At 67.0% G+C, this 20,722-nt stretch carries 16 protein-coding genes and 4 pseudogenes; 8 read left to right on the top strand and 12 right to left on the bottom strand.

Going from position 1 to position 20,722, the window contains the following annotated elements:
* Positions 1 to 190 precede the first annotated feature (190 nt).
* The 5 genes and pseudogenes from ABTY04_RS35655 to ABTY04_RS35670 all read right to left on the bottom strand — a co-directional run bounded on the left by ABTY04_RS35655 (position 191) and on the right by ABTY04_RS35670 (position 6,520).
* On the bottom strand, positions 191 to 2,116 hold the full coding sequence (locus tag ABTY04_RS35655) for a pentapeptide repeat-containing protein (RefSeq protein WP_352217601.1): 1,926 nt from the start codon (positions 2,114 to 2,116) through the stop codon (positions 191 to 193).
* 385 nt (positions 2,117 to 2,501) lie between these two features.
* Entirely contained in the window at positions 2,502 to 3,485 is a 984-nt protein-coding gene (locus ABTY04_RS35660) for a GNAT family N-acetyltransferase (protein WP_352217602.1), read from the bottom strand.
* 171 nt (positions 3,486 to 3,656) lie between these two features.
* Complete coding sequence (locus tag ABTY04_RS35665) at positions 3,657 to 4,361, bottom strand: ISL3 family transposase (RefSeq protein ID WP_502996785.1); 705 nt, start codon at positions 4,359 to 4,361, stop codon at positions 3,657 to 3,659.
* Between the two features lie 642 nt (positions 4,362 to 5,003).
* Positions 5,004 to 5,254, bottom strand: a pseudogene (locus tag ABTY04_RS41300) (transposase); the annotation flags it as partial.
* Positions 5,255 to 5,572: 318 nt separating this feature from the next.
* Positions 5,573 to 6,520 (bottom strand): AraC family transcriptional regulator, encoded by a 948-nt coding sequence (locus tag ABTY04_RS35670; RefSeq protein ID WP_352217603.1) that lies wholly within the window; start codon positions 6,518 to 6,520, stop codon positions 5,573 to 5,575.
* Between the two features lie 143 nt (positions 6,521 to 6,663).
* On the opposite strand from ABTY04_RS35670, the gene ABTY04_RS35675 reads away from it, so the two are divergent.
* On the top strand, positions 6,664 to 7,380 hold the full coding sequence (locus tag ABTY04_RS35675; RefSeq protein ID WP_352217604.1) for an SDR family oxidoreductase: 717 nt from the start codon (positions 6,664 to 6,666) through the stop codon (positions 7,378 to 7,380).
* Between the two features lie 298 nt (positions 7,381 to 7,678).
* Here ABTY04_RS35675 and ABTY04_RS35680 read toward each other — a convergent pair whose 3' ends face one another.
* Positions 7,679 to 9,097, bottom strand: coding sequence for an arylsulfotransferase family protein (locus ABTY04_RS35680; protein ID WP_352217605.1), 1,419 nt, complete (start codon positions 9,095 to 9,097; stop codon positions 7,679 to 7,681).
* Positions 9,098 to 9,959: 862 nt separating this feature from the next.
* On the opposite strand from ABTY04_RS35680, the gene ABTY04_RS35685 reads away from it, so the two are divergent.
* Positions 9,960 to 11,078: an alpha/beta hydrolase family protein gene (locus ABTY04_RS35685; RefSeq protein ID WP_352217606.1), complete on the top strand. Its 1,119-nt coding sequence runs from the start codon at positions 9,960 to 9,962 to the stop codon at positions 11,076 to 11,078.
* A 175-nt stretch (positions 11,079 to 11,253) separates the two neighbouring features.
* Positions 11,254 to 11,415, top strand: coding sequence for a hypothetical protein (locus ABTY04_RS35690; protein ID WP_352217607.1), 162 nt, complete (start codon positions 11,254 to 11,256; stop codon positions 11,413 to 11,415).
* A gap of 141 nt (positions 11,416 to 11,556) precedes the next feature.
* On the opposite strand, the gene ABTY04_RS35695 is transcribed toward ABTY04_RS35690, so the two are convergent.
* The 3 genes and pseudogenes from ABTY04_RS35695 to ABTY04_RS41305 all read right to left on the bottom strand — a co-directional run.
* Positions 11,557 to 11,802: a hypothetical protein gene (locus tag ABTY04_RS35695; RefSeq protein ID WP_352217608.1), complete on the bottom strand. Its 246-nt coding sequence runs from the start codon at positions 11,800 to 11,802 to the stop codon at positions 11,557 to 11,559.
* Positions 11,799 to 14,099, bottom strand: coding sequence for a multicopper oxidase family protein (locus ABTY04_RS35700; RefSeq protein WP_352217609.1), 2,301 nt, complete (start codon positions 14,097 to 14,099; stop codon positions 11,799 to 11,801). Before ABTY04_RS35700 ends, ABTY04_RS35695 begins: the two co-directional genes overlap by 4 nt.
* Positions 14,100 to 14,244: 145 nt before the next feature.
* Positions 14,245 to 14,352: pseudogene (locus tag ABTY04_RS41305) on the bottom strand (IS6 family transposase); the annotation flags it as partial.
* A 32-nt stretch (positions 14,353 to 14,384) separates the two neighbouring features.
* Between ABTY04_RS41305 and ABTY04_RS35705 the strand changes: the two are divergent.
* Positions 14,385 to 14,504: pseudogene (locus ABTY04_RS35705) on the top strand (transposase); the annotation flags it as partial.
* 175 nt (positions 14,505 to 14,679) lie between these two features.
* Here the strand turns inward: ABTY04_RS35705 and ABTY04_RS35710 are convergent.
* Positions 14,680 to 15,063 carry a winged helix-turn-helix transcriptional regulator gene (locus tag ABTY04_RS35710; RefSeq protein ID WP_352217610.1) on the bottom strand — a complete coding sequence of 128 codons (384 nt, stop codon included), beginning with the start codon at positions 15,061 to 15,063 and terminating at the stop codon, positions 14,680 to 14,682.
* Positions 15,064 to 15,155: 92 nt separating this feature from the next.
* Between ABTY04_RS35710 and ABTY04_RS35715 the strand changes: the two genes are divergently transcribed.
* A complete protein-coding gene (locus ABTY04_RS35715) occupies positions 15,156 to 15,995 on the top strand; it encodes an SDR family oxidoreductase (RefSeq protein ID WP_352217611.1) in 840 nt (279 codons plus the stop codon).
* Between the two features lie 1,637 nt (positions 15,996 to 17,632).
* Complete coding sequence (locus ABTY04_RS35720) at positions 17,633 to 17,794, top strand: hypothetical protein (RefSeq protein ID WP_352217612.1); 162 nt, start codon at positions 17,633 to 17,635, stop codon at positions 17,792 to 17,794.
* Positions 17,795 to 18,183: 389 nt separating this feature from the next.
* Here ABTY04_RS35720 and ABTY04_RS35725 read toward each other — a convergent pair whose 3' ends face one another.
* The gene (locus tag ABTY04_RS35725; RefSeq protein WP_352217630.1) at positions 18,184 to 19,020 is read right to left on the bottom strand and encodes a LysR family transcriptional regulator; all 837 of its coding nucleotides are present in this window, start codon (positions 19,018 to 19,020) and stop codon (positions 18,184 to 18,186) included.
* A gap of 96 nt (positions 19,021 to 19,116) precedes the next feature.
* Here ABTY04_RS35725 and ABTY04_RS35730 point away from each other — a divergent pair, with 96 nt between their 5' ends.
* A complete protein-coding gene (locus ABTY04_RS35730; RefSeq protein WP_352217613.1) occupies positions 19,117 to 19,611 on the top strand; it encodes a cupin domain-containing protein in 495 nt (164 codons plus the stop codon).
* Positions 19,612 to 19,784: 173 nt separating this feature from the next.
* Positions 19,785 to 20,144, top strand: coding sequence for a DoxX family protein (locus tag ABTY04_RS35735; RefSeq protein WP_352217614.1), 360 nt, complete (start codon positions 19,785 to 19,787; stop codon positions 20,142 to 20,144).
* Between the two features lie 85 nt (positions 20,145 to 20,229).
* On the opposite strand, the pseudogene ABTY04_RS35740 reads toward ABTY04_RS35735, so the two are convergent.
* Positions 20,230 to 20,714 (bottom strand): annotated as a pseudogene (locus tag ABTY04_RS35740) (IS256 family transposase); the annotation flags it as partial.
* Between the last annotated feature and the right edge of the window lie 8 nt (positions 20,715 to 20,722).

The following is a 20,722-nucleotide window of genomic DNA, read 5'->3' on the forward strand; positions in this document are numbered from 1 at the left end:
AGCGCATTCGTACGCCTCACGACCCTGCCCCGGCCGGCCACCTGAAGCATGACAGCGCCCCTGCCCGCCCACGACCCGAGGAACCCTGGAGCACCCGACCCGCGCGTCGGGCCTCGGCCATGCCCGCCGACGAGAAGCAACCGAACCACCACTGCACACCAGCTCAGCCACTCGAAGCGAAACAGGGAGGCTAGCGTTTCACCCGGCCTCGGACAGCAAGGACGGCGAGACCCAGGAACGCAGGTTCAACCAGGCGCGAAGCCATCTCGGTGTACGTGCCAGCAGTGGTCAGGTTCTGACCGGAAGACCGGAAAACGACCGAATTGATGATGATCCGGAAGGACTTCTCGAACCTCTTGGTCGAAAGCCGCTGGCAGTAGGGCCGGTCGGGATTGCCAGGCCCGGGCGTATCGGCGGTCAGCGTGACGCTGCTGCCGGTCAGCGTGCCGGCACTCTTGGGCTTCGGGTCATCCATCGGTAACCCCCACAGCATCATCGCCACCACGGTTACCACCATGCCTCCCAGCAGCCAGCCCAAGGCTCGGGACGCGCGCAGCCCGTAGCCGGACAGTGCCCAGTACGTGGTGAGCAGGGCTCGTTCGCTACTGGGGATGTCATGGGCGTGGCGGCGCATTTCCATTTCGCCGTAGTAGAAGTCGGCGGCGCCGGGTTCGTGCTTGCTGTCTTCGAATGCCTTGCGGAGTTGTCGGTACACCGGAGCCAGTGCGGCCGGCTTCAGTGGTATTTCTCCGTCCGGGGCGGGTGTCCAGCCTCCCGCACGCGCTGGGCGGGTGGCACGCCAATGGTGCTCCTCGGCCAGGGTCCGGCGCGGCGTCCAGCGCACCGGCACGGCCCCGCGCCTGCGTAGACCGGTGGGGGCGACTGCGAACACGTACAGCCCCTCCAGGCGTAACTGGTCGAGGTGAACGGTTCCGGCGAACAGGCAGTCGGTGAGGTCGATGTTGGTCAGCACCAAATGAGCCGCGTCCACGCCCCGCAGAGATGCAACCCGTACGCTGGGGTCCGTCAGTCCGAGTTCGGGTACTTCCTGGCCGTCCTCAGTGAAGGCTTTCGCATGGGCAGAGATGCTCACTGGGTATCCCAGTACCGCGTCGCTCAGGTCCACGGTTGCGTGCCGCAGGCGCAGCGCGGCTGTGGAGGCCCACTGGGTTCGTCGGCAGACCACCGTGGCCGATGCCGCCTCAACGGTCACAGCAGTCCCGAACACCGCTTCCGTCAGGTCCAGCGATCCAGCGCACACCAGCGGCCCGACGGTCGGGATGTGCCCGAATATCACCCTACGGAACACAGCATCGCCTGCGATGGTCGCACCGCCGAACCGTGCGTCGCCGCCGAACGTCACCCCTGCGAAGTCGGCGTGGCCACCGATTGTTGCCCTGCGAAACGTGACATCCCCTTCGAAGACGGCGCCGACGAACTGGGCGTCACCGACGACCGTCGCGCCGCGGAAGGCTGTGTCGCCGCCTACGGTCGCTCCGCCGAACTGGAGGTGACCGCCGATCGAGACGCCGGCGAACCAAGCGTCGCTGCCGATCTGCACCCTTGGGAACAGAGCGTCCCCGCCGAACTCCGCCCCGACGAACCAGGCATAGCCGCCGATGACAGCCCGGGCAAACTGGGCGTGACTGTCGACCCTCGCCCCATCGAACTGGGCATACCCCCGGATCTCCACGCCGGCGAACTGGGCATCGCCGTGGATCTCCGCCTCCGCGAACAGGGCGTTGTCTGCGAACACTGCCTTGGCGAAGTCGGCGTCCCCGCCGATCTCCACCGCGCGGAAGTCGGCGTCCCCGCTGAACTCGGCACACCCGAACCGAGCACTCCCGAGTCGCACCCTGGCCAAGTCGGGATCCGTGACTGCTCGGAGTAGTTCTGCCAGTAATTCTGCCGATATACGCGTGCCGCGATGGTCGACGTCTGCGCCCGGGCGCAGGCTGGTGAGGTAGCCGGAACGATCGGCGTCGTCCAGATGTGCCAGGCAGGCGGTGTAAGGCTCGACGACGCGGCCCCGGCACCCGATCTCAGTTGCTGTGACGCCGTACCCACAGTGCGGCCATGGAGGTCCGTCCAGGTTCATCGCGTCTGAAGAGGTCATGCCTCTCAGACGAAGAATCGATACACCTGGTTGCCGTCCCACGACAACAGGCCTTCGCAGTATTCGCAGCGGCCGTAGGAAAGGACGCAGCAGGGTTCCCCGCACGTGTCACCACGTCTGGGAGATTCCCGAGGACGCGCCGCGGCACCAAGGCCAGACTGCTCCCCATTCTGTAGGAGCTCGCACCGATCGCGCGGCCAGCGGTCCCGCCACGAACAGGACGGCGCTCGCTTCCCTGAGCCCGTTGCCAGAGACGACAGTGTCACGCCGCCTCTGCCCGGCGACGTCGGTGACCGCGCGACCAGGATCATCACCCGCACCTGCCTGTGGGCGGCAGGGTGGCCATCCCCGTATGGACTAATCAGGCAGCCCAATGGCCGGTCGATCAAGCAAGCGGCTTGCGGTAACGGACGTACTCGTTCTGCCGCCGGAACCCCACACTCTCGTAAAGGTCGTAGGACTGGTGCGGATTTGCCGTGCCCGTGAATAGCCGGGCGGTCGTAGCGCCTTGCTCGCGAAGGCTCCACAGCCCGTCCAGCAGCAGGACCCGGCCGATTCCGAGGCGTCGTTGGTCCGTCCGGACACTCAGCTCTTCGACCTCGCCTACGTTGCGGTCGTGGCGGCGGATGGAGCAGAGGGCGACGCCGACCATGTCCTGCCCGTTCCAGGCAGCCCTCCAGCATGCCGGGTCGGCGGTGTCGACGAAGTCCTGGAAAGGCCATTTCTGAGTGAAAGCGTTGTCCGCATACGAATCGACGACCGTCCTCCAGGCTGCACGGTAGTGGCTGGCCCCAATCGGCCCGGTCCGTATCCCGGCTGGCAGTTCGCTGCCCCGCTCGGGCAACTGCTGCAGATCGCCCAGCTCCAACTCGACCAGGCTGAAGACACGTCGGTAACCGGCTGCGAGCAGCAGCGCTGTGGCGTCCTGCTCGGAGGCCACGGCGTTCGCGCCGATCACTGCCGTCCGCGCCGTTCCATGCTGTTCGACGAGCTGGCGGATCCGCTCTTCGGCCCACCTCACCATGGCTGAGCCGATGCCCTGGCCGCGATGCTCGGGCAAGAGGTAGCCGCGGTGCAGGTACAGCCACGTATCGTCCCGCTCTTGCCACCACCGGATCGTCGCGTAGCCGACGAGACTCCCGTCGAGCACCACCAGGATCTGGTTCTTGGACGGCTCCTCCAACTTGGCAGAAGCTTGGGCGATCTCGGACGCTGTCGGCATCCCTTCCACAACCGAATGGACATCGACCTGGTCCCGTTTGACACACCCCAGCCGCACCGCGGCCATGGCGCCGTGATCTTCGTCGCCGCGATACGGCCGGAATCCGAAGCCGACCGGAAGGTCCTGTCTTGCGGCGCCATCCAACATGACCGGATGGTCTCGAATGTCGAGGCAGGTCCGCCACCCTATTTACGCCGCGGTCATCTGCGGCCGTTCAACGAGCTGGCCGCGTTCCAAGCGGGCCCAGGCGTGATGGTCGGGTCGCCCGGGGGAATCGCACCCCCGGGCTCCCACAGAACCGTGCGTAACAGTCTCCCGTTACACGGCTCTTGTCCTCCTGATCACCAGCATGTGGTGGTTTGAAGCCTCCCCCCGCAGGGCGGCTCCGAAGGGCCATACCTTCATGACTTGCACAGCATTGCTTCCAGAACGGTTCCTACATACGGTTCCTTTCGCATTCGTGGCACACAGGCTCTTTGGATTTGGCTGTGGCGGATATTTCGTGACGGTCACGGGGGGCTTGGCCAGGACGAGGGTTCGTAACAGCGCGAAGGAGGCACGGCCGTAGGATCGGCGTTTGATCGGTTTGATCCGTGTTACCTGGCCTTCGACCGCGCCGGAGCTCCAGTGCAGGGTGAGGCCGTTGACGACGGCGCCCCAGTCGTTCTGAGGGAAGGTGGCGAAGCCCTGGACCGGTGAGGGCCCGTGGTCGAGGGCGCGGGTCATCCACTGGGTGAGGTCGCGTCCGCGGCGTTCGCGGGCGAGGGCGCTGAACTCGTGGGCGAGGTCGCGGGTCGTGGCCAGGTCAGGGCAGGCCGCCAGGATGCGGTCGAGTTGCTCGCGCTGGCTGTCGGGCAGGGTGTCGGGGTGGCGTGATCCAGGTGGTGATCCGGCAGGGGCTGGGGACCGGCTGAGGCGGTTCCGGGGCGGCAGTGCCGGCGCGGAGGGTCGCGATGCATTTGGTGACGACGACGCGGCTGCCGCGGTAGCCGCGTTCGCGGATCTCGCGGAAGAGGGCCGCAGCGTTGGTCGCGCCGCCGCGGAAACGGTGTTGCAGGTAGGACTTGACCGTTCGGCGCGAACTGACCGTCAGTCACCGCCTGTTCGGCAAGGAAGCGCCAAGCGGTGTTCCCATAACGCAGCATCGTCGACGCCGACAGGCCACACTCGGACTCCATCCAGCACCGGTACCGCTCCAGCAGAACCTCCGCCGCCGGTGGCACCTACGGCGCGGGCACCACCCCGGCCTCACGCAGGAACGTCAGCAGCGGGACCATCCCGCGCGGCCCGGCCACCCGCACGACGACCCGACTTACGCAGGTCGACAAGGTGCTGCTTCAGCCGCCCCTCGTCCAGATCAGCGGCACCGAGACCCTGCCTCGAAAGCCACAGGCCGACCTGCCCCAGATCCTTGAGCATGTTCCTGGCGGTCTGGGCCGTGTACCCGCGCCGCGCCAGCCAGGCCCAGTAGCCCTCGACCTGCGGTGCCAGAGCACCCGCCTTCCGACACGATCCTGCCAAGCCCCATCCCTTCGCAGGAGCCCCCTGCCCCCACGATCAAGGTCCTGCTCGACGCGAGAACTGTGCAGAGGCCGGCACACCCGTATTCACCCGAAAGGGGCCATCCCCAGCAACACTCTCGACATAGTCGCGGTCTCGGCATAGATCCACGATCAAAACACCGTCACCGGCGCCGAGATGGGCCACGACGTAGCAGCGGACCTCGTCGCGCGCCGTACCCGCGTCCCAACAGGCGGACCGCAGCAGCCGCTGCATCGGACCGGGACGGCTATGGCCGGCGTGCTCCGCCAGCTGCCAGCAGTTCTTGGCTCGGTCCCGGACAGCAACCCGAGCAGATGGGCGCGGGCCGCGGCCCGCGGTTCCACTCGACCGAACAGGCCCGCAATCCGAGCCATGGCCTGGTCGAACAACGCCTGCCATCGGGCAGGGTCTACGCTACGGCCCGCGGCCACCGCACGACCTTCAAGAGTCCACACAAACCCTTGATCATCTCGCGGTGGCCGCAGGCATCTGGCGTCGCAGTAGTCGCCGTCGTCAACCTGGACCTTCGCCTCCGGAACTTCCGCCACCTCGCGCATCGTCGCGATCACCGCATCGCTGGGTTCTTGGACTCGATCCGCCCGGCGCTCCATCACATCGCGGCCACCGCGAGGCCGGGATCGGCAACGACCACCGCTTCCCAATCCGCTGCGGTGATGTCCTGGCCCTCACCGTCAGTTGTATCCGCCTGGTTCGTCGCCTGCCGCCTTGACCTGCTTGCGGTAGGCCCCCGGCGGCGATCCGAAGTGTCGTTTGAAAGCTTTGGCGAAGGCGAACTCCGACGTGTACCCCGCGTGCTGCGCGATTGTGCTCAGCGGGGTCGGCGATTGGTGCAGCAACCGCGCCGCGGTGGCCATCCGCCAGTTGGTCAGGTAGGTCAACGGCGGCTCGCCGACCACCGAGGCGAAGCGGCGGGCGAACGCCGCGCGGGACAGCCCGGCGCGGGTGCCCAGAGATTCCACGGTCCAGGGATGGCCGGGATCGTCGTGGATCGCCTTCAAGGCCGGGGCGACTGCCGGGTCGGTCAGCGCGGCCGCCCAACCCCGGGTCCGTTCCTTCGGTAGTTCGGCGTACCACGACCGGAGGATGTACAGCAGCAGCAGATCGATGAGCGCCGTGACGACCGCGTCCGAGCCCGGCTGCGGAGCGTGGAACTCGGCGCACAGCTGATCGACCGCCGAGCGCAGCACCGGGTGGCGGCCCGGAACCGCGGGCAGGTGGATGACCTCCGGTAGATCGCTGAACAGCGGATGCGGGCGATCAACGTCGATCGCGTACGCGCCGCACACCAGCACCGTGTGCGGCCCCGGTCCGTCCACGGTGACCTGGCCGATCGGCGAGGAACGGTCCACGCGGTCCGGTACGAAGTCCACCGGATCGCGGTCCGGCACGTCGCACAGGGTGTGTCCGCTGCCGCGCTGCAGGAACACGATGTCGCCGGGTCCGAGCGCGAGCGGTTGGCCGTGCGGTGACAGCAGGTGGCAGTGCCCTTCCACGACCACGTGGAATCCGGCTCCTGAGATGGGTTGGAACTTCAGGGCCCACGGGGCGTGCGCGTCGGTGCGAGTCACCATCGGGCGTCCCGTGCGCAAGACTTCAAGGGTGTCGCTCAGGATGTCCATAGCGCCACTCTAGTGCCTGCACGGCGAGACGATATGACAGGGAATCGAGATTTCAAGTCATTCACCGTCTCGATGTGGGGGCGTACGTTCTTGCCATGGCAGTTACCGAACCCCGGCACTGCATCGACGAAGGGATGGATCCCATGTCTCTGGCTGGCAAGAAGATCGTGATCATCGGTGGAACCTCCGGCATCGGCTTCGAGGTAGCCCAACAGGCCGCGGCGGCTGGCGCGGACGTCGTGGTCGCCTCCAGCAATCAGGACCGCGTGGACGCCGCGACGAAGCGGTTGGGCGAGCCGGCCGAAGGCCGCCGCCTGGACGTAGCCGACGGCAACGCCATCGCCGCGTTCTTCGAGCAGGTCGGGGAGTTCGACCACCTCGTCTACACCGCGGGCGAATCTCTGCTGATCAAGCCGTTGGTCGACACCACCCCGCAGGAGGCCAGGGCCGTCTTCGAGCGCCGGTTCTGGGGCGCGTACCTCTCCGCCAAGTACGCTGCACCGCGACTGCGCGACGGCGGCTCGATCACTTTCAGCTCCGGCGTCCTCGCGATCCGCCCCCTGTCCGGAACCGCGCTCACGGCAGGTATCACCGGCGGCATCGAGTCCCTGTCCCGGGCACTCGCCGTCGAACTCGCCCCTCTGCGCGTCAACGTGATCCAGCCCGGTGTGATCCGCACCGAGCTGTGGGACGGCAGTGTCCCGGATCCGGAGGCTTTCCTCCAGGGCGCCGGGTCCGAACTGCTCACGCAGCGTGTCGGCACTGCCGAGGAGGCCGCGGCGGCCTATCTCTTCGTCTTGGCCAACGCCTACGTCACCGGCACCACGCTCGCGATAGACGGCGGCGCGGCACTGGTGTGACATAGGCACCACACACAACAGCCAACGGAGCAACGCCGCACCGACGCGGCGCGCTCTTTGCCGCGGCGGTCGACAACGTGAGGCCGACCAGACGTGCGGATGCAAGCCGCCCGGCCCGAAGCGGAGAGACTGATCGGTTGACTGTCCCTGCAGAGTCAGGGGTGCGCGGTCGATTGGGCACCCGATCGAGTCTCCGTTCGATCAACAGGCATCAAGACCGGAACGGCAACAGGCACTTACCCGCGACACCGCGGGCGGCACTTCGGCGCCCGCCTGTCACGGTGCCCCTGGTCAGCCGTCAGCCGGGCCGTCTCACGACCTTGGATGCCTTGAGGACCATCCCTCTTGCATCCAGTGCCCTCACCTGAAAGTACGGTCCGGGGTTGTTCGTAGTGATGGCGGTCTCGAATCCGGACCGTGGGGCGTGTCCGACGACGGCCGACAGGGAGTCGGGGTCAGGTCCGGCGAGCACCTGCCACGCTCTGGTCTGCGTCGAGCCATTCCAGGAAGCGTAGACGACGCTGCCCCCGCCGCCGGCCCGTGCCGCCGCACTCGGCGGGTAGTACGGCGTGCCGATCCATTCGTTCCGAAACGCTCGGTACGAGATGTTTGAGCCCGGCAGCTTCGCTTCGTGGAGCAGGTTCTGCAAGCCGTCGCCTTCGGTGTTCCCCGCCCCTGCGTACTCCGAGTAGTACGGACTCTGGCCCCACCCGATGAATTCGTTGCCGTTGGAAAGGGCCTGGGTGTTTCCCTGGGTCGGCGAGTACAACGGCGGCTCATGGTAGTAGGTCTTCGCTGCGGTCGCCCTGCGATTGTCGAAGTCGAGGCTGAGGATCAGGCCATGTGACTGCTGTTCGGGTGCACCGTCGGGCAGGTCGCAACAGCCGTCGTCGAACATGCTGATCCCGTTTCCCGGCCGGAATCGGGCATCGTGCTGCCAGTAGAAGTCCGCATTGGGACCCAAGGTGAAGTCGCTTTTCTTCCCTCCGATCTGATAGCGGATCCGCCCGGAGCTCTTGGAGACGTCGTAGATGGCCCACATGTTCCGGGCCGAGATCAGCAGCTGGCCTCCAGGCCCCTCGTCGATGGAGTTGAGATGGAAGGCGTCCCACACCCCGTCGGACGACGACGCGCTGGAGGCCGATACCTCGGAGTCGGCTGGGTCCAGGTGGTCCAGCGCGCTCCACGAGTAGAGGAGTCTCCCCGTGGCGAGGTCGACTTCCTGGACCTCGCTGTCCAGGATGGCTCCGTTCTTCGGTCCCCCATAAGGCGTGAGATCCATGGGTACCGGTTTGGATGCGAGGAACAGCGCGGTGCCCTTGCGGGTCAGGGTGAATTCATGCTCGTCCGGGTAGTAGCCGTGATGTGCGAAGACCGTCCTGAGCAGGCGGTAGTGGGTGTCGTAGATGTAGTAGCACCCGCCCGGTTCCGGCGCCCCGGCCGGCAGGTTCGTATACCACGGCGGAAGGGCGAGGGACCCCTGCCACCAGGTCAGCACCGGCTGTCCCCTCCCACTGCGGGCGTCGTAATAAGTCTGGACCTTGAAGTCGGCGTTCTGGAGGTTGCTGGAGGGCAGAGGCCGGAACCAGACCGGATCGCCGGAGTTGTCGTTGATCAGTGCTCCGGTCTGGCCGACCATCTGGTCCGCACTGAACGGGGCGACGAAGACGTCTCCGCGAGCCGTCCCCGGTTTGTTCGCGGTCACCTTCACTCGCATGGGGTGAAGGCCCGGAGCAGAAACGAAACTCCACACATCGCTGCCCGACAGAACCGGGGGCGGAGCACTTTCCGATGGAGGGAAGGGCTCCGTCGCGCACAGGCCAGCGCCCCCTTGCGGACTCGCTGCGGCCGAGGGCACGCAGCTCGCGATGACGCACCCCGCGACGAGCATGCAGGCCCCGACAGTGCGGCGGGTCCTTCTTCGCGCCCGGCGAGCCAGCGGCTCTCGCGTCGCCATTGCCGACCTCCCTTGCGTCCGGGCACCCCTTCAGGAGTTGTTCCTCGATGACGGTAAGCAGCAAGGGGTCTCTGCACCTGCCTAACGTCACTCAGGTAGGCCATTCGGCAGGCGCGGCCTCACCCGGGCATGCGACAGCGCCATCGGAGAACCCGACAGGCTCTTCCTCGGCGCCGGTGAACACCGGATCCGGGCACAGCAACCCGAATGGCGCACCGAACCGCCCCTCGGCAGGCGCGGGTCCCCGCCTACGGCCGACGATGAGTGCACAGCCACCGTCCCTGAGCCCCGGACTTCCACGCTTCGACGCACTGCAGGAAGCTCAGGATGGGAAGAAGACGAAAGCGGGGTCGCGGGTATGGCCGACGCACCGATACACACTCCTCCGCCGGGACCGTCCCCCCGCCCCGGCCTCCCGAAGGAGCCGGGCCGGCGCAGACTCCACCGGAGGGCGTTCCTTCACGGGGAGAGAGCATGTGCGGTCGTGCTCCTGGCCGCGCTCCTCATCGGTGGGCCCATCCCTCCATCGGGAGGCCCGGGCCGTTCCACCGATGCCGCAGGCAACGGGGACGTAGTAGGTGCTCCCACCCCTCTGCGCAACGTGCCCCGGGGGATATCCGCTGTGGCCGACGGCAAATTTCTCGTCTATCGCATGCCGGGCATGCAGGGGAACCAAATCAATGCCACGGCCATGCTGTTCCTTCCCAGGAAAGCACCTCCGACAGGAGGCTGGCCGCTCTTCGTGTGGGGGCACGGAACCGTCGGATGGGCACCGCAGTGCGCGCCCAGCGTCCAACTCCAGGAACACAATACCTGGGTCGACGGCACGAACGACGCCTTGCTGGCAGCCGTCCTGAAGATGGGCATCGCCGTCATCGCGCCGGACTATGAGGGGCTGGGACCTGCATCCGCGGGCGTCACCACGGGGCACGGCTACTACGACCTGTCCAGTGAGGGCAACTCCATGATCTTCGCCGCCGTCGCCGCGCAGCGATACCTAGGCGACAGACTGTCAGGGCAGTGGGTCCCAGCGGGATGGTCGGAAGGCGGCTTCTCAGCGCTTGCCGCCGCCTACTACTCCGACTCAGCCACCAAGGCAGACCCGGACCTGAAATACCGCGGTGTCATCACCCTCGCCCCGGTTCCGGACGTTCCCGCCATGAACAGAATCCTGTGGCAGGACATCGACAACGTCTCTCAGTCCGGCCTCCCTCCGACGGACCACCAGATCGACCAGTTGGTCTTCGCCAACGCAGAAACCATCTACTTCACGAAGACCGAACGCTACGCGGGCCACGACGTCGACCCGAGCAAGGTCTACGGCCCGAACATGCTCAAGTTTTATCACCAGGACTGGCAGCGCTGCCTGGACGACCTGAACGCCCGCGTCAAGCAGGACATCCAGAACTATCTGAGTGCCTCCCCGTCACACCGTCTGGACTCCTATCCGGGGGTTCGCGGAGACACGCCCAACTTGCTTCCGGAGAACAGACGATTCTTCGAGCAGAACCAAGGCAAGCTCGAAACCTCAACCCTGCCGGGCTCTGTCCTGTGGCTGTACGGGACGGATGACATCACCAGCCCGAACTCCGTCACCTACAACGTCGTCAACAAGATGGTGGCCAACGGCAACGACATCAACCTCTCCGTCCTGGAAGGGGCAGGCCACTATGCCGTCCCCATCGCCGGCCTACCGCTGATCCAGGCCCGCCTCAAACAACTCTTTGCAATGGGGTCATAACGAGCTGGCCTCGGTTTCGTAGAGTCTGCTGAAGAGCTCGGGGCAGCAATGACGCCCTGCTTCAGCTCGATGCGGCCAGTCTGGCCGACGATGACCTGGCCGCGGCAGTCGAGGAGACCTTCCCGCAGCACTCGGACCGGCGATCACCGCGGCGCCGCTCGGTCGTGGCGCCGCAATGCCCTCGGCACCGTGGGGTCTGCGCCGGCTGGCGGCTGGGAGCCCACATTCCGCGCTCGGCGACAGCAGCGTCCCCGACTTCAACGGGGTGGTGGTCAAGCTCGCCAACCACAATCCGTCGTGGCGGCGTACTCTCCTGCGCCAAGGGCGCTCGGTGTAGGCGCTCGCCCAGCGGTACGACGTCGCGCCCAAGAGCATCCGCAGGGTGCTCGACGCGGCCGAAGCCCGCGATGTCAGCAACGTCCTGGAGGAGTTCGACGGCGTGGCCGCCGACGTCGAGGACCAGAAGCAGGCACCTGAGCTACCGCACTCCATCGACGTGCCCGGCCTGCTCGCCGAGCACCTCAAGGACAGTGACGAGCGCCGTGGTGCCGAGCCTGACGTGACCCGGCCGCCCGCGGGAGGGATGGAGCTGGGGAGTTCCGCAGACGTCTTTGATGGCCGCCGCCACGAGTTGCGGCCAGTTCGTGCTGGTCAGCGCCGTGGAGCGGCTTCTCACCGGCTCCGCGGCGGGCTGAGGCGTGACGGCCTTCTGGCAGTTCGTCACGAAGCCGTCGTGCGACCATGCCGGGGCTCGGTGTCCTCCCTCTTCTTCTTGTCGGCCTTGATGCCGTTGCCGTTCTCGTCTTCCCGATCGTGTTCCCGGCTGCGGTCGACCACTCGGTACGGTCGCATCATCTCGTTGTCCTCGTGACCGAGGACGTGGCAGTGCCAGACGTACTGGCCCTCGGTCGGATCGAACGGGAACAGGTTGCGTCCGGGCTCGGAGCGGTGGACCGGGGCGCTGGTCGGAGCGAGACGCACGATGACCGTGGTCACCTGATGGGGGAACGCCCTGACCGTGTCCTTCCACCCGGATTCACCCGGTTCCGGTGGCATCGGACGGTCCTGGAGGAATGTATTGATCGCCGGGTTCCCGCCGATCGCCCCGTCGGCGTTCGGGTTCCCGTACGGCAGCGGTGGGCCGTAGCCGGGACAGAAGTCGACGTCGGTGGGCTTGCAGAAGCTCGGGAAGGACCCGCTCCACGCCTTTTCGTAGTTCGTGTAGTCGATGTTCTGGCGGCTGACGATCTGGAACTGGACCAGGTGGGTGTGGATGGGGTGGTAGGCCTGCGCCGCGTCCTCGGCGTTGATGAACTGCCACACCTCGGTCGATCCCACCTTCGGCAGCTCGCTGATGCCGTCTTTCGGGAACTCCCGTTGGATGCTGGGGGACTCGCGCCCGTCGTAGAGGGTGTTGTTGAGATATTCCTGGATGTTTCCGCCTCTTGGCTGTGTGCTTGCGGTGCTGAGTTCGTTGAGCACGAACTGCCTGACCTTGTCGATCTTGACGCGCGGCCTGCCGTCCTGGCCGGTCAGGGAGACCATGGGCACCGGACGGGCACAGATGCCCTTCGCCGGGATGGGATGAGCCGGATCGCAGCTGCTGTCGTGGCCGGTCAGGGGCTTGGTCACCTGGAACTGCATGATGTTCGGCAGGGACGTGTCGAGCGATCCCGTGTTGGTCACCGTGATCGTCTTTCCGGCCAGTTTCGCGAAGTCCACGATGATGTCGGCGCGCTCGCCGGGCATGAAGTCCACGTCGCTGCACTCGGTCGTGGACTCCCCTCCTGCGCACGCCGTGTCGTTGACCGGCACAGGCGCGTTCAGGTAGGCGTCGTCAGCGCCGATCTGGTATACGGGGGCGCCGCCGAAGTGCAGCGAGAAGCGCCGCCCGTTGGCGCCGTTGAGGAGGCGGAAGCGGTAGCGCCTCGGCTCGACCTTGAGGTACGGCCAGGCCGCTCCGTTCACGGTCGCGACATCTCCGAACTCACGCACACCCCAGAAGGGGTGGTAGTCCGGATTGGAGGGCGGAATGACGAGCAGTTGACTGTTGGTGTCGAAGACACGGTCCTGCAGCGCCATCTCGATCTCGTAGGGCCCGCTCGGGAGGCCCTTGGGCTCCTGGCTCGGCTGCCTGAGGAAGTAGAAGCCCGCCAAACCGCCGTAGACGTTGTTGCGGGTGGCTCCGAGGGCGTGGTCGTGGAACCACAGCGTCCCGGGTTCCTGGGAGTTCTGGTAGGTGTAGACGGCGTTGCCCGGACGAGGTCTGCCGTCCGTGCAGTACTGCGGCCCGGTCAGGCCGTTCGGGGTGAACCATGTGTCCGGACCGCCGTCGTAGCAGGCGCTGATCTCGGCGCCGTGCAGGTGCACCGTGGCAGGCTGTGGCCCGGTGTAGGGCTGGCACACCGGATTATCGGCATTCTCCGGTTCGTCGCAGTTCGTGGCGTGCCCGGCGCCCGGCGTCTTCAAAGGATCAGCCCAGTGGAGGGTCTGATCAACCTTCATGAGGCCCTGCACCAGCCCGGGACCGTACGGATTTGACGGATTGAAACTCGGCAGCTTGTTCTCGTAGGTGACCCGCGTGGGAGTGTGCCTCTCGGCTTCGATCGTCACCGCCGGCCAGTGCGCGGGACCCAGGACCTGCTTGCTGTTCGTGTCTGAGGTTTCATAAGCCCACACCCGGGTCTTGCCGAACGTCACGCCGAGGCCGCACGTGTCATGCTGCCCTTGCGGGAGCACTGCCTGATCGGTTTCCGTCATGGTGACGGTCAGATCCCTGTGGGTCGCCGCATCGACACGAGGCGTCGACCCCGCCGGTCCGAAGACCGGCAGCAGGGTCACGAACTGGGGGATGCACTCCCCCGACAGGGGTGTCTGCGGGACCAGAGAACCGCTCGCCCGCGCCACTCCCAGCGCAGGGGCGACCACCGCGATACTCGACAACACGGCCAGCAAACCGACCACCGTGGTACGCCCCGCTGACCCGCCCCCCAGCCGCGGAACCAACATCTTCAGCGCCATCAGACCTCTCGACCACCGTCGTAAACCGTTGAGTAACCAGACGAAGCCAAACTTGACTCGCCGGCACGTCGGCCTCGGCCATCGACACCCCGATGTCATCCATCCAGCCGCACGCGCGTCCGAACGCCCCGAAGGCGCGAACGGTCCGCTGGCAGGTGGGCTGGTGGCCGTACTCAGCCCGGTTGTTCAGGCCCTCGTGCGAGCGATGCTCGACCGAGCGCATCAGCTCGCGGCGTCGCCACCTCCTCGACCGCCGAGCCCGGACCCATCCCTGAGCCGCCCGTCTTCACCACCCCCGAACACCTCGACCAGCGCATCCGACGCGGCTTACGCCACATCCAGTACCGCAGTCACCTCATAGACGGCTGCCTCGCCGAGACCGGCCTGACCATCAGACCCGCCTGATCAGCGGCACGACACCACGAGTTCAGCCTCAGCACCTCGGCCGACGGAGACCACCATGGGCCCCCTTGCAAGGACGGTGCCGCGACCTGCGGTACGCCTCGACCGGCGACACACCTCACGAACGCGCCACAGCGCCCACCGGGCGCCACAGCAGCCGTTTCGCTGCCTGTTGCGCTCAGTCGCTCCGTGGCGGACGTTGGCCAGGCGGCAGCCGCTGGGTGATCCGGTCGAACAAGTCCGTCAGTGGCTCAGCGACGTCCTGGCCGAACTCGGTCAGCCCGTAGGTGACTTGGGGTGGCGTCGTCGGCTCGACCTCCCGCCAGACCAGCCCGTCCTGGACCAGTGCGCGCAGTGTCTGAGCGAGCATCTTCTCGCTGATGCCCTGAATGCTGTCGCGCAGCTCAAAAAAACGAAGATTGTTACTCCGCAAGGAGATCAGCACCCAGATACCCCACCTGCTGGTCACGTGGTCGACCACGTCACGTGCGGGGCAGTCGGTGTGAAACACCTCATACGGTTTGCCCGCCTCGGCCTGCGTCAGCTGCGCGCCTTCCCCCATGTCCGGAGCTTACCTCTGGGTATGTCCTTACGGAAAGTAAGCCTGCCTCCTACCGTCAGCTGTCACAGCGCACAACTGACCAGGAGCTGAACATGATTGTGGTGACCGGGGCTACCGGGAATGTCGGCCGGCCTTTGACGCAGGCCCTGGCCGAGGCGGGCGAGCAGGTGACGGCGGTGTCGCGGCACGCCGCGGCGGTGCCGGACGGGGTCCGGCACGTGCCGGCCGACCTGGCCGAGCCGCATGGTCTCGCCGCCGTGTTGGAGGGGGTGAAGGCGCTGTTCCTCCTGCTGTCCGGCGACCTGCACGCCCCCGAAGCCAAGCCGACCGACATGATCGACCTGGCTGTGGCCAGCGGGGTCCGCCGGGTCGTCCTGCTGTCTTCGCAGGGCGTTGCTACCAGGCCGCTCGGCCCGTCGCGGATCGCGATACGCGCGGTGGAGGACGCGTTGAGGGAGTCCGGCCTGGACTGGGCTGTCCTGCGGCCGGGCGGTTTCGCCTCCAACGCCTTGGCCTGGGCGGAGTCCGTCCGCACGCAAGGGACGGTCGCCGCGCCCTTCGGCGATGTCGGGGTTCCGATCGTAGACCCGGCGGACATCGCCGCGGTCGCGGCGGCCTGCCTGCTGGACGACCGGCATACCGGCGGAGTCTTCGAGCTGACCGGGCCCGAGGTGATCACGCCGCGCCAGCAGGCGGAAGCCATCGCCGCTGCGCTCGGAGCGCCGGTGCGGTTCCACGAACTCACCCGCGAGGAGGCCAAGGCCGCGATGACCCGGTTCGTTCCGCCGGAGCTCGCCGACGACACCCTGGACATCATCGCCGCCCCGAACCCCGCCGAACTGCGGATCAGCCCGGACGTGGAACGGGTCCTCGGCCGCGCCCCGCGCCCCTTCAACGGCTGGGTCGCCCGTAGCATCGCCGCTTTTCGCTGAGGCACAACTCAGCTGAATTGCTCCTGCAGGGGGCGAGAGGACCGGGTGCTCGGCGAGGCAGTGAGGACTTCCTGCTGCTGGTCGTCTGCGTACGCCTCCCGTCGCGCTGCTCTGGCTGTCCCGGGGCACGGGCCGGCCGAGGCCGCTCCACAGCCAGTGCTCCTCGTGTCGGCGTCCGCAGCGCCGCTGCCCTTCTCTCGCCCGGTGTCGGCGGTTGCCGGATCCGCCCGGCAGCAGCACTGTGGCGGCCGCCTCCATCCCCCACCCGGGTGAATCCCGGGTCTCGCGTACGCGTAGGCGGCTTGTACAGTGTGCTCCAAATTGCCCCTTGCCCACGGGGCGTACAAGTGTGGATGTCGCACGGCGCTCAAAGATTTTTGAACTCGCTCGGACGAAGCTCGCGACACGGCTGTGACCTGCGCATGCGTCCCCTCCCCGGTGTGGATCTGGACGCCGCGCCAACCCACCGGCACCCCACTTCCCGCTCCGGCACTCACCGCGCCCTGGACATGGGTCCTGGACGGCCACACCCGCAACCGAGCCGCCATCGTGCACGCCGCAGGGTGCCAGCTGGCCACCGACCGCGCACTCCGGTGACGACGATGGCGGCGCTCGATGCCCTGCCCCTGCCCGGCACCACGGCGTGCACCGGATGTGACGCCGCCGAGACCCTGCTACCGATCCTGCGACACGGCCAGGACGCGGCCGGGCATGAGGAACCCGGCCTAGCGATGGATCACCGGGCATGGCGGAGGGGAGTCACCCACGTTTGGGTGACTCCCCTCCGCCATGCCGTGGGTCAGTACGCGATGTTGATGTAGTCGATGTCCGGATCAGGCCTTGAGCCAGCCTCCGGCCTGCGGACGCTGGCGCGCCTTCAGGCGGCGCCAGGCGTACACCCAGTCTTCGGTGTCCCGGATTCCGCAGAGCCGCAGAGCCGCAGAGCCGCAGGAAGGCGATGTATCGGCTTCGCAGGCCCCTGCGGCCGATCGGCGACCGCGCTTTCAGCATGCAGCTCCCACCTCTCGTTGCACAACGCAGCTTTGTGGGACGGGAGTTCGACTCGGATAAGAGGAATCAGTTCTTCCAGAACGGAGAAACGACTCTGCGTCAGGAGCGAACTGACCTAGTGGACTGTCGCCCCCTCCGACCCCATCCGAGAGTGGCCGAGGGTGTCTGCAGGAGTGTCCGACAGCGTCTGCAGCCGTCCGTAGCTACCGCGCCTGATCCGTGGCGATTAGCACGTCAAGAGACACTGGCACCCCCAGCCGTCCGGGAGACCGTCCGGAGCTGTCCGAAGCCGTCCGAATCCAACGCCAATGCCCTGGGCGGCGTTGATAGTTGTCCCCGAAGCCGCTCCCATAGCCCGGACGGTTTGCGGGGCCGTCTGTTCGCAGCAGACTTGACTCTCTTTTGTGTCGCATGTCACAGCGCATCAGAGCCCGCGTCTCCGGACGCGGGCTCTCCGCCTTCTGCTCACACAACCGGGGCACCCGCTGGTCAGCAGGCGATGTCGATGTAGTCGATGTCGGTGAACTCCACCTGCAACCACGCGGCTCCCGCTGTCCCGGAAGTAGACCTCCGCGAGCCCGTCGGCGGCCATCTGCTGCAATTCGGCTTCGGTCCTCGTCGCAGCGATGCTGGCAACCATCCAATGGGGCACCTCCTTGTCCCAGACCACCACTTGGCCGCCGGCGGCGATGGCGCGGCGCGCTGTCGTGCAGGCACGGGTCTGGTCGGCGAGCATCGCGGTGATGTCGGACTGGCTCGGGCTCTCGCCCTCGGTGGCCATGCGGTGACTGCAGGGAGCGAACGCGGGTGTTGCTACAGGATTCTTCGTGGCCTGCGCGGGGCGCTGGGACGGAAGAAGTCGTGACGGGTAGAGGTGCGGACAGCATGGTGGTCAATCGGTCCACACCAAACCTTGTGTACAAGATGCCTTCCGCCCTGGATACATCCGTCCAGGACTGAAGCCACTCCCGCGCCTTGGCCAGGTTCGTCGTCATCGGGACGAGCGTCCACGGGGCCGTCAGGGCATGCTCGGAGAACACTCGGCGTGCCTCCACCACAGGACCTGAGCCAGAACCCGAGAAGGAATCAGGAGATGTTCACCGCTTCGGAGAGGCGGTCCCTGGGGCCCGCAGCGTTCGAATCGTTCATGAGCTGCGATAGCGCCGGTTGCCGGTCCTCAGTGACGGTAGGCGGTTGTCGCGGTCTCGATGAAGGATCGGATCAACGGGTTGGTGTCGCCCTGGTTCCACGCCGCCACCACTCGGCTCGGCGGCATGTCGGTCAGCGGTACCATGGCCAGCTCCGCGGGCAGGTCGTGTCCGAGCGGAGCCAGGCCTACCGTGCCGTTCCACAACACGGCCTGCAGGCATTCCTGGACGGCGCGCACCACTGGGCCCTCGCGCGGCCTGCCGTCGTTCCAGTACGACTGCCAGATGGGGTCGGTGTCCTGCGGGAACCGGAACCAGCGGCGGTCGCCCAGCTCGGCCAGCCGCAGCCGGCCGCGGCGGACCAGCGGATCGTCGGCACGCAGGACCACCCCGACCGGATCGCTTCGCAGCACACGCACCGTCAGGGCGGTTTCGTCGAACGGCGCTCGGGTCAGAGCGATGTCGACCAGTCCGGCGCGCAGCCCACACGTCGGGCCGGTCAGGTCGGTGTCGCGGATGCGGATGTCGATGCCGGGATGGCTTCGGCGGTAGGCAGCGGCGAGCCTGGCCACTCCCGGGTCGGTACCGTCGCCCAGGATGCCGATGGTGATGGTCGCGACGCCGGCTGCCGCGCTCACACGTACCCGGACGCGGTCGGCATGCTCGAGTAGGGCCCGCGCCTCGTCGAGCAGCACCGAGCCGACCGCAGTGAGCGTGACCCCCGTTGGCGAGCGGGCGAACAGCAGGGCCCCGACATCGGCTTCCAACTGCTTGATCGCCCGGCTCAGTGGCGGCTGGCTCATGTGTAGTCGGGTGGCGGCCCGGCCGAAGTGGAGTTCCTCGGCGACCGCCACGAAGTAGCGCAAGGTGCGTAGCTCCACGCTGCAACGATACCCACCGGGTATCGGCGCCGCGGAACGGGTCTTGGACACTGAGGGAGCTTGGGCGGTGCACTGGTGAACATGACCGAAGAAGCACGAACCAGCAAACCACAGACCGGACCCGCCCTGTCGGTGGTGGGTCCCGGCGGCGGCGAGACGATCGTTCTGGGCACCACGCGCATGCGCGTCCTGGAGGACGGGAGCCACACCGGACACCGCCTCGCGATCGCAGAGTCCGTTCTTGCCCCGCACACCCAGGGACCGCCGCAGCACCGCCACGGCCAGCACGACGAGGGGTTCTACATCCTCTCCGGCACCGTGCGGTTCACCGTGGGCGAGGAGGACTACGACGCCGCCACGGGCACGCTCGTGATGGTTCCGCCGGGCACCCCGCACACCTTCGCCAACCTGACCGACCAACCCGCCGTCATGCTCAGCACATTCACCCCCGACTTGTACGTGCAGTACTTCCGAGACCTCCAGGGGGTGCTCGCAGGGGGTCGGCCGCTGACGCCGCAGGCCAACATCGACGCGATGAGCCGCTACGCGACCGAACCCGCCACCGACCTCGCCTGAAGCCGACGGCACAGCACCGCCCGGCCACCCTCTCTTCAGCAGGCAAGGCCGTGGCGCTGCCGCCATACGGCGTTCGGGTCCCTCGAACGAAGGACCGGGCCGCCACCAGGGCTCTTCTGGCAAACGACGCAATCGACGGGGCCCCGTGAACCGGCGGCCCATGAACGGGAACCATGAACATCGCCTATTGGATCGTCGCGGGACTGCTCGCACTCTTCTACTTCTACGCAGGCACACTGAAGGTGATCCGCAGCCGCGATCAACTCCGACCGATGATGGCCTGGGTCGACCACATGCCCTTGCCTGCCCTCAGGGCGCTGGGGACGGTCGAAATACTCGGCGCTACGGGCCTGATACTGCCGCCGCTGACCGGCATCGCTCCCTCGCTGGCACCGGCCGCGGCCATCGGCTTCATACTCCTGCAAACCGGCGCGATCACCGTCCACCTGATCAGCCAAGACCGCCGGATCGCACTCAACGCCGGACTCACCGTTACCGCGGCCGTCACCATCTGGCTGGCCACCCGGCTGTGATCAAGCACAGTCCCCGACCGGTGAATGCGACCACAGAGCCAGCCACCCCACGGCCGCTGTCATTTCTGCGCGTTGACGGACTCGATGGCACGAACTCGGCCCAGGCGTTCTCCCAGAGCCACACGATCGCCGGGTACTTCTTCCCCGGCTCTCGCAGAACTCCGGGAACCGCTCGGTGGCGGCTTCCTCGGTCGCTGCGGTGTAGACGGGCTTGAGTGCCTTGGAGATCTTGTCCCAGTCCTGGCGGGCCGCATAGCGGAACGAGGCCCGCAGGAGGTGGACCACACAGGTCTGTGTGATGGCCTGGGGCCAGACGGTCTCGATGGCATCGGGCAGGCCCTTGAGGCCGTCGCGTACGACCATGCAGACGTCGGACACGCCGCGGTTCTTGATCTCGGTGAGTACCTGGAGCCAGTACTTGGCGCCCTCTCCGCCGTCGCCGGCCCACAGCCCGAGGATTTCCCGGGTGTCCTCCACCGTCACCGCGAGTACGACGTAGATCGGACGGTTCGCGACCTGGCCGTCCCTCAGCTTCACGTGCACACAGTCGATGAACAGGACCGGGTAGACCTCTTGAG

Source organism: Streptomyces sp. NPDC097981, assembly GCF_040302565.1.
Classification (GTDB): domain Bacteria; phylum Actinomycetota; class Actinomycetes; order Streptomycetales; family Streptomycetaceae; genus Streptomyces.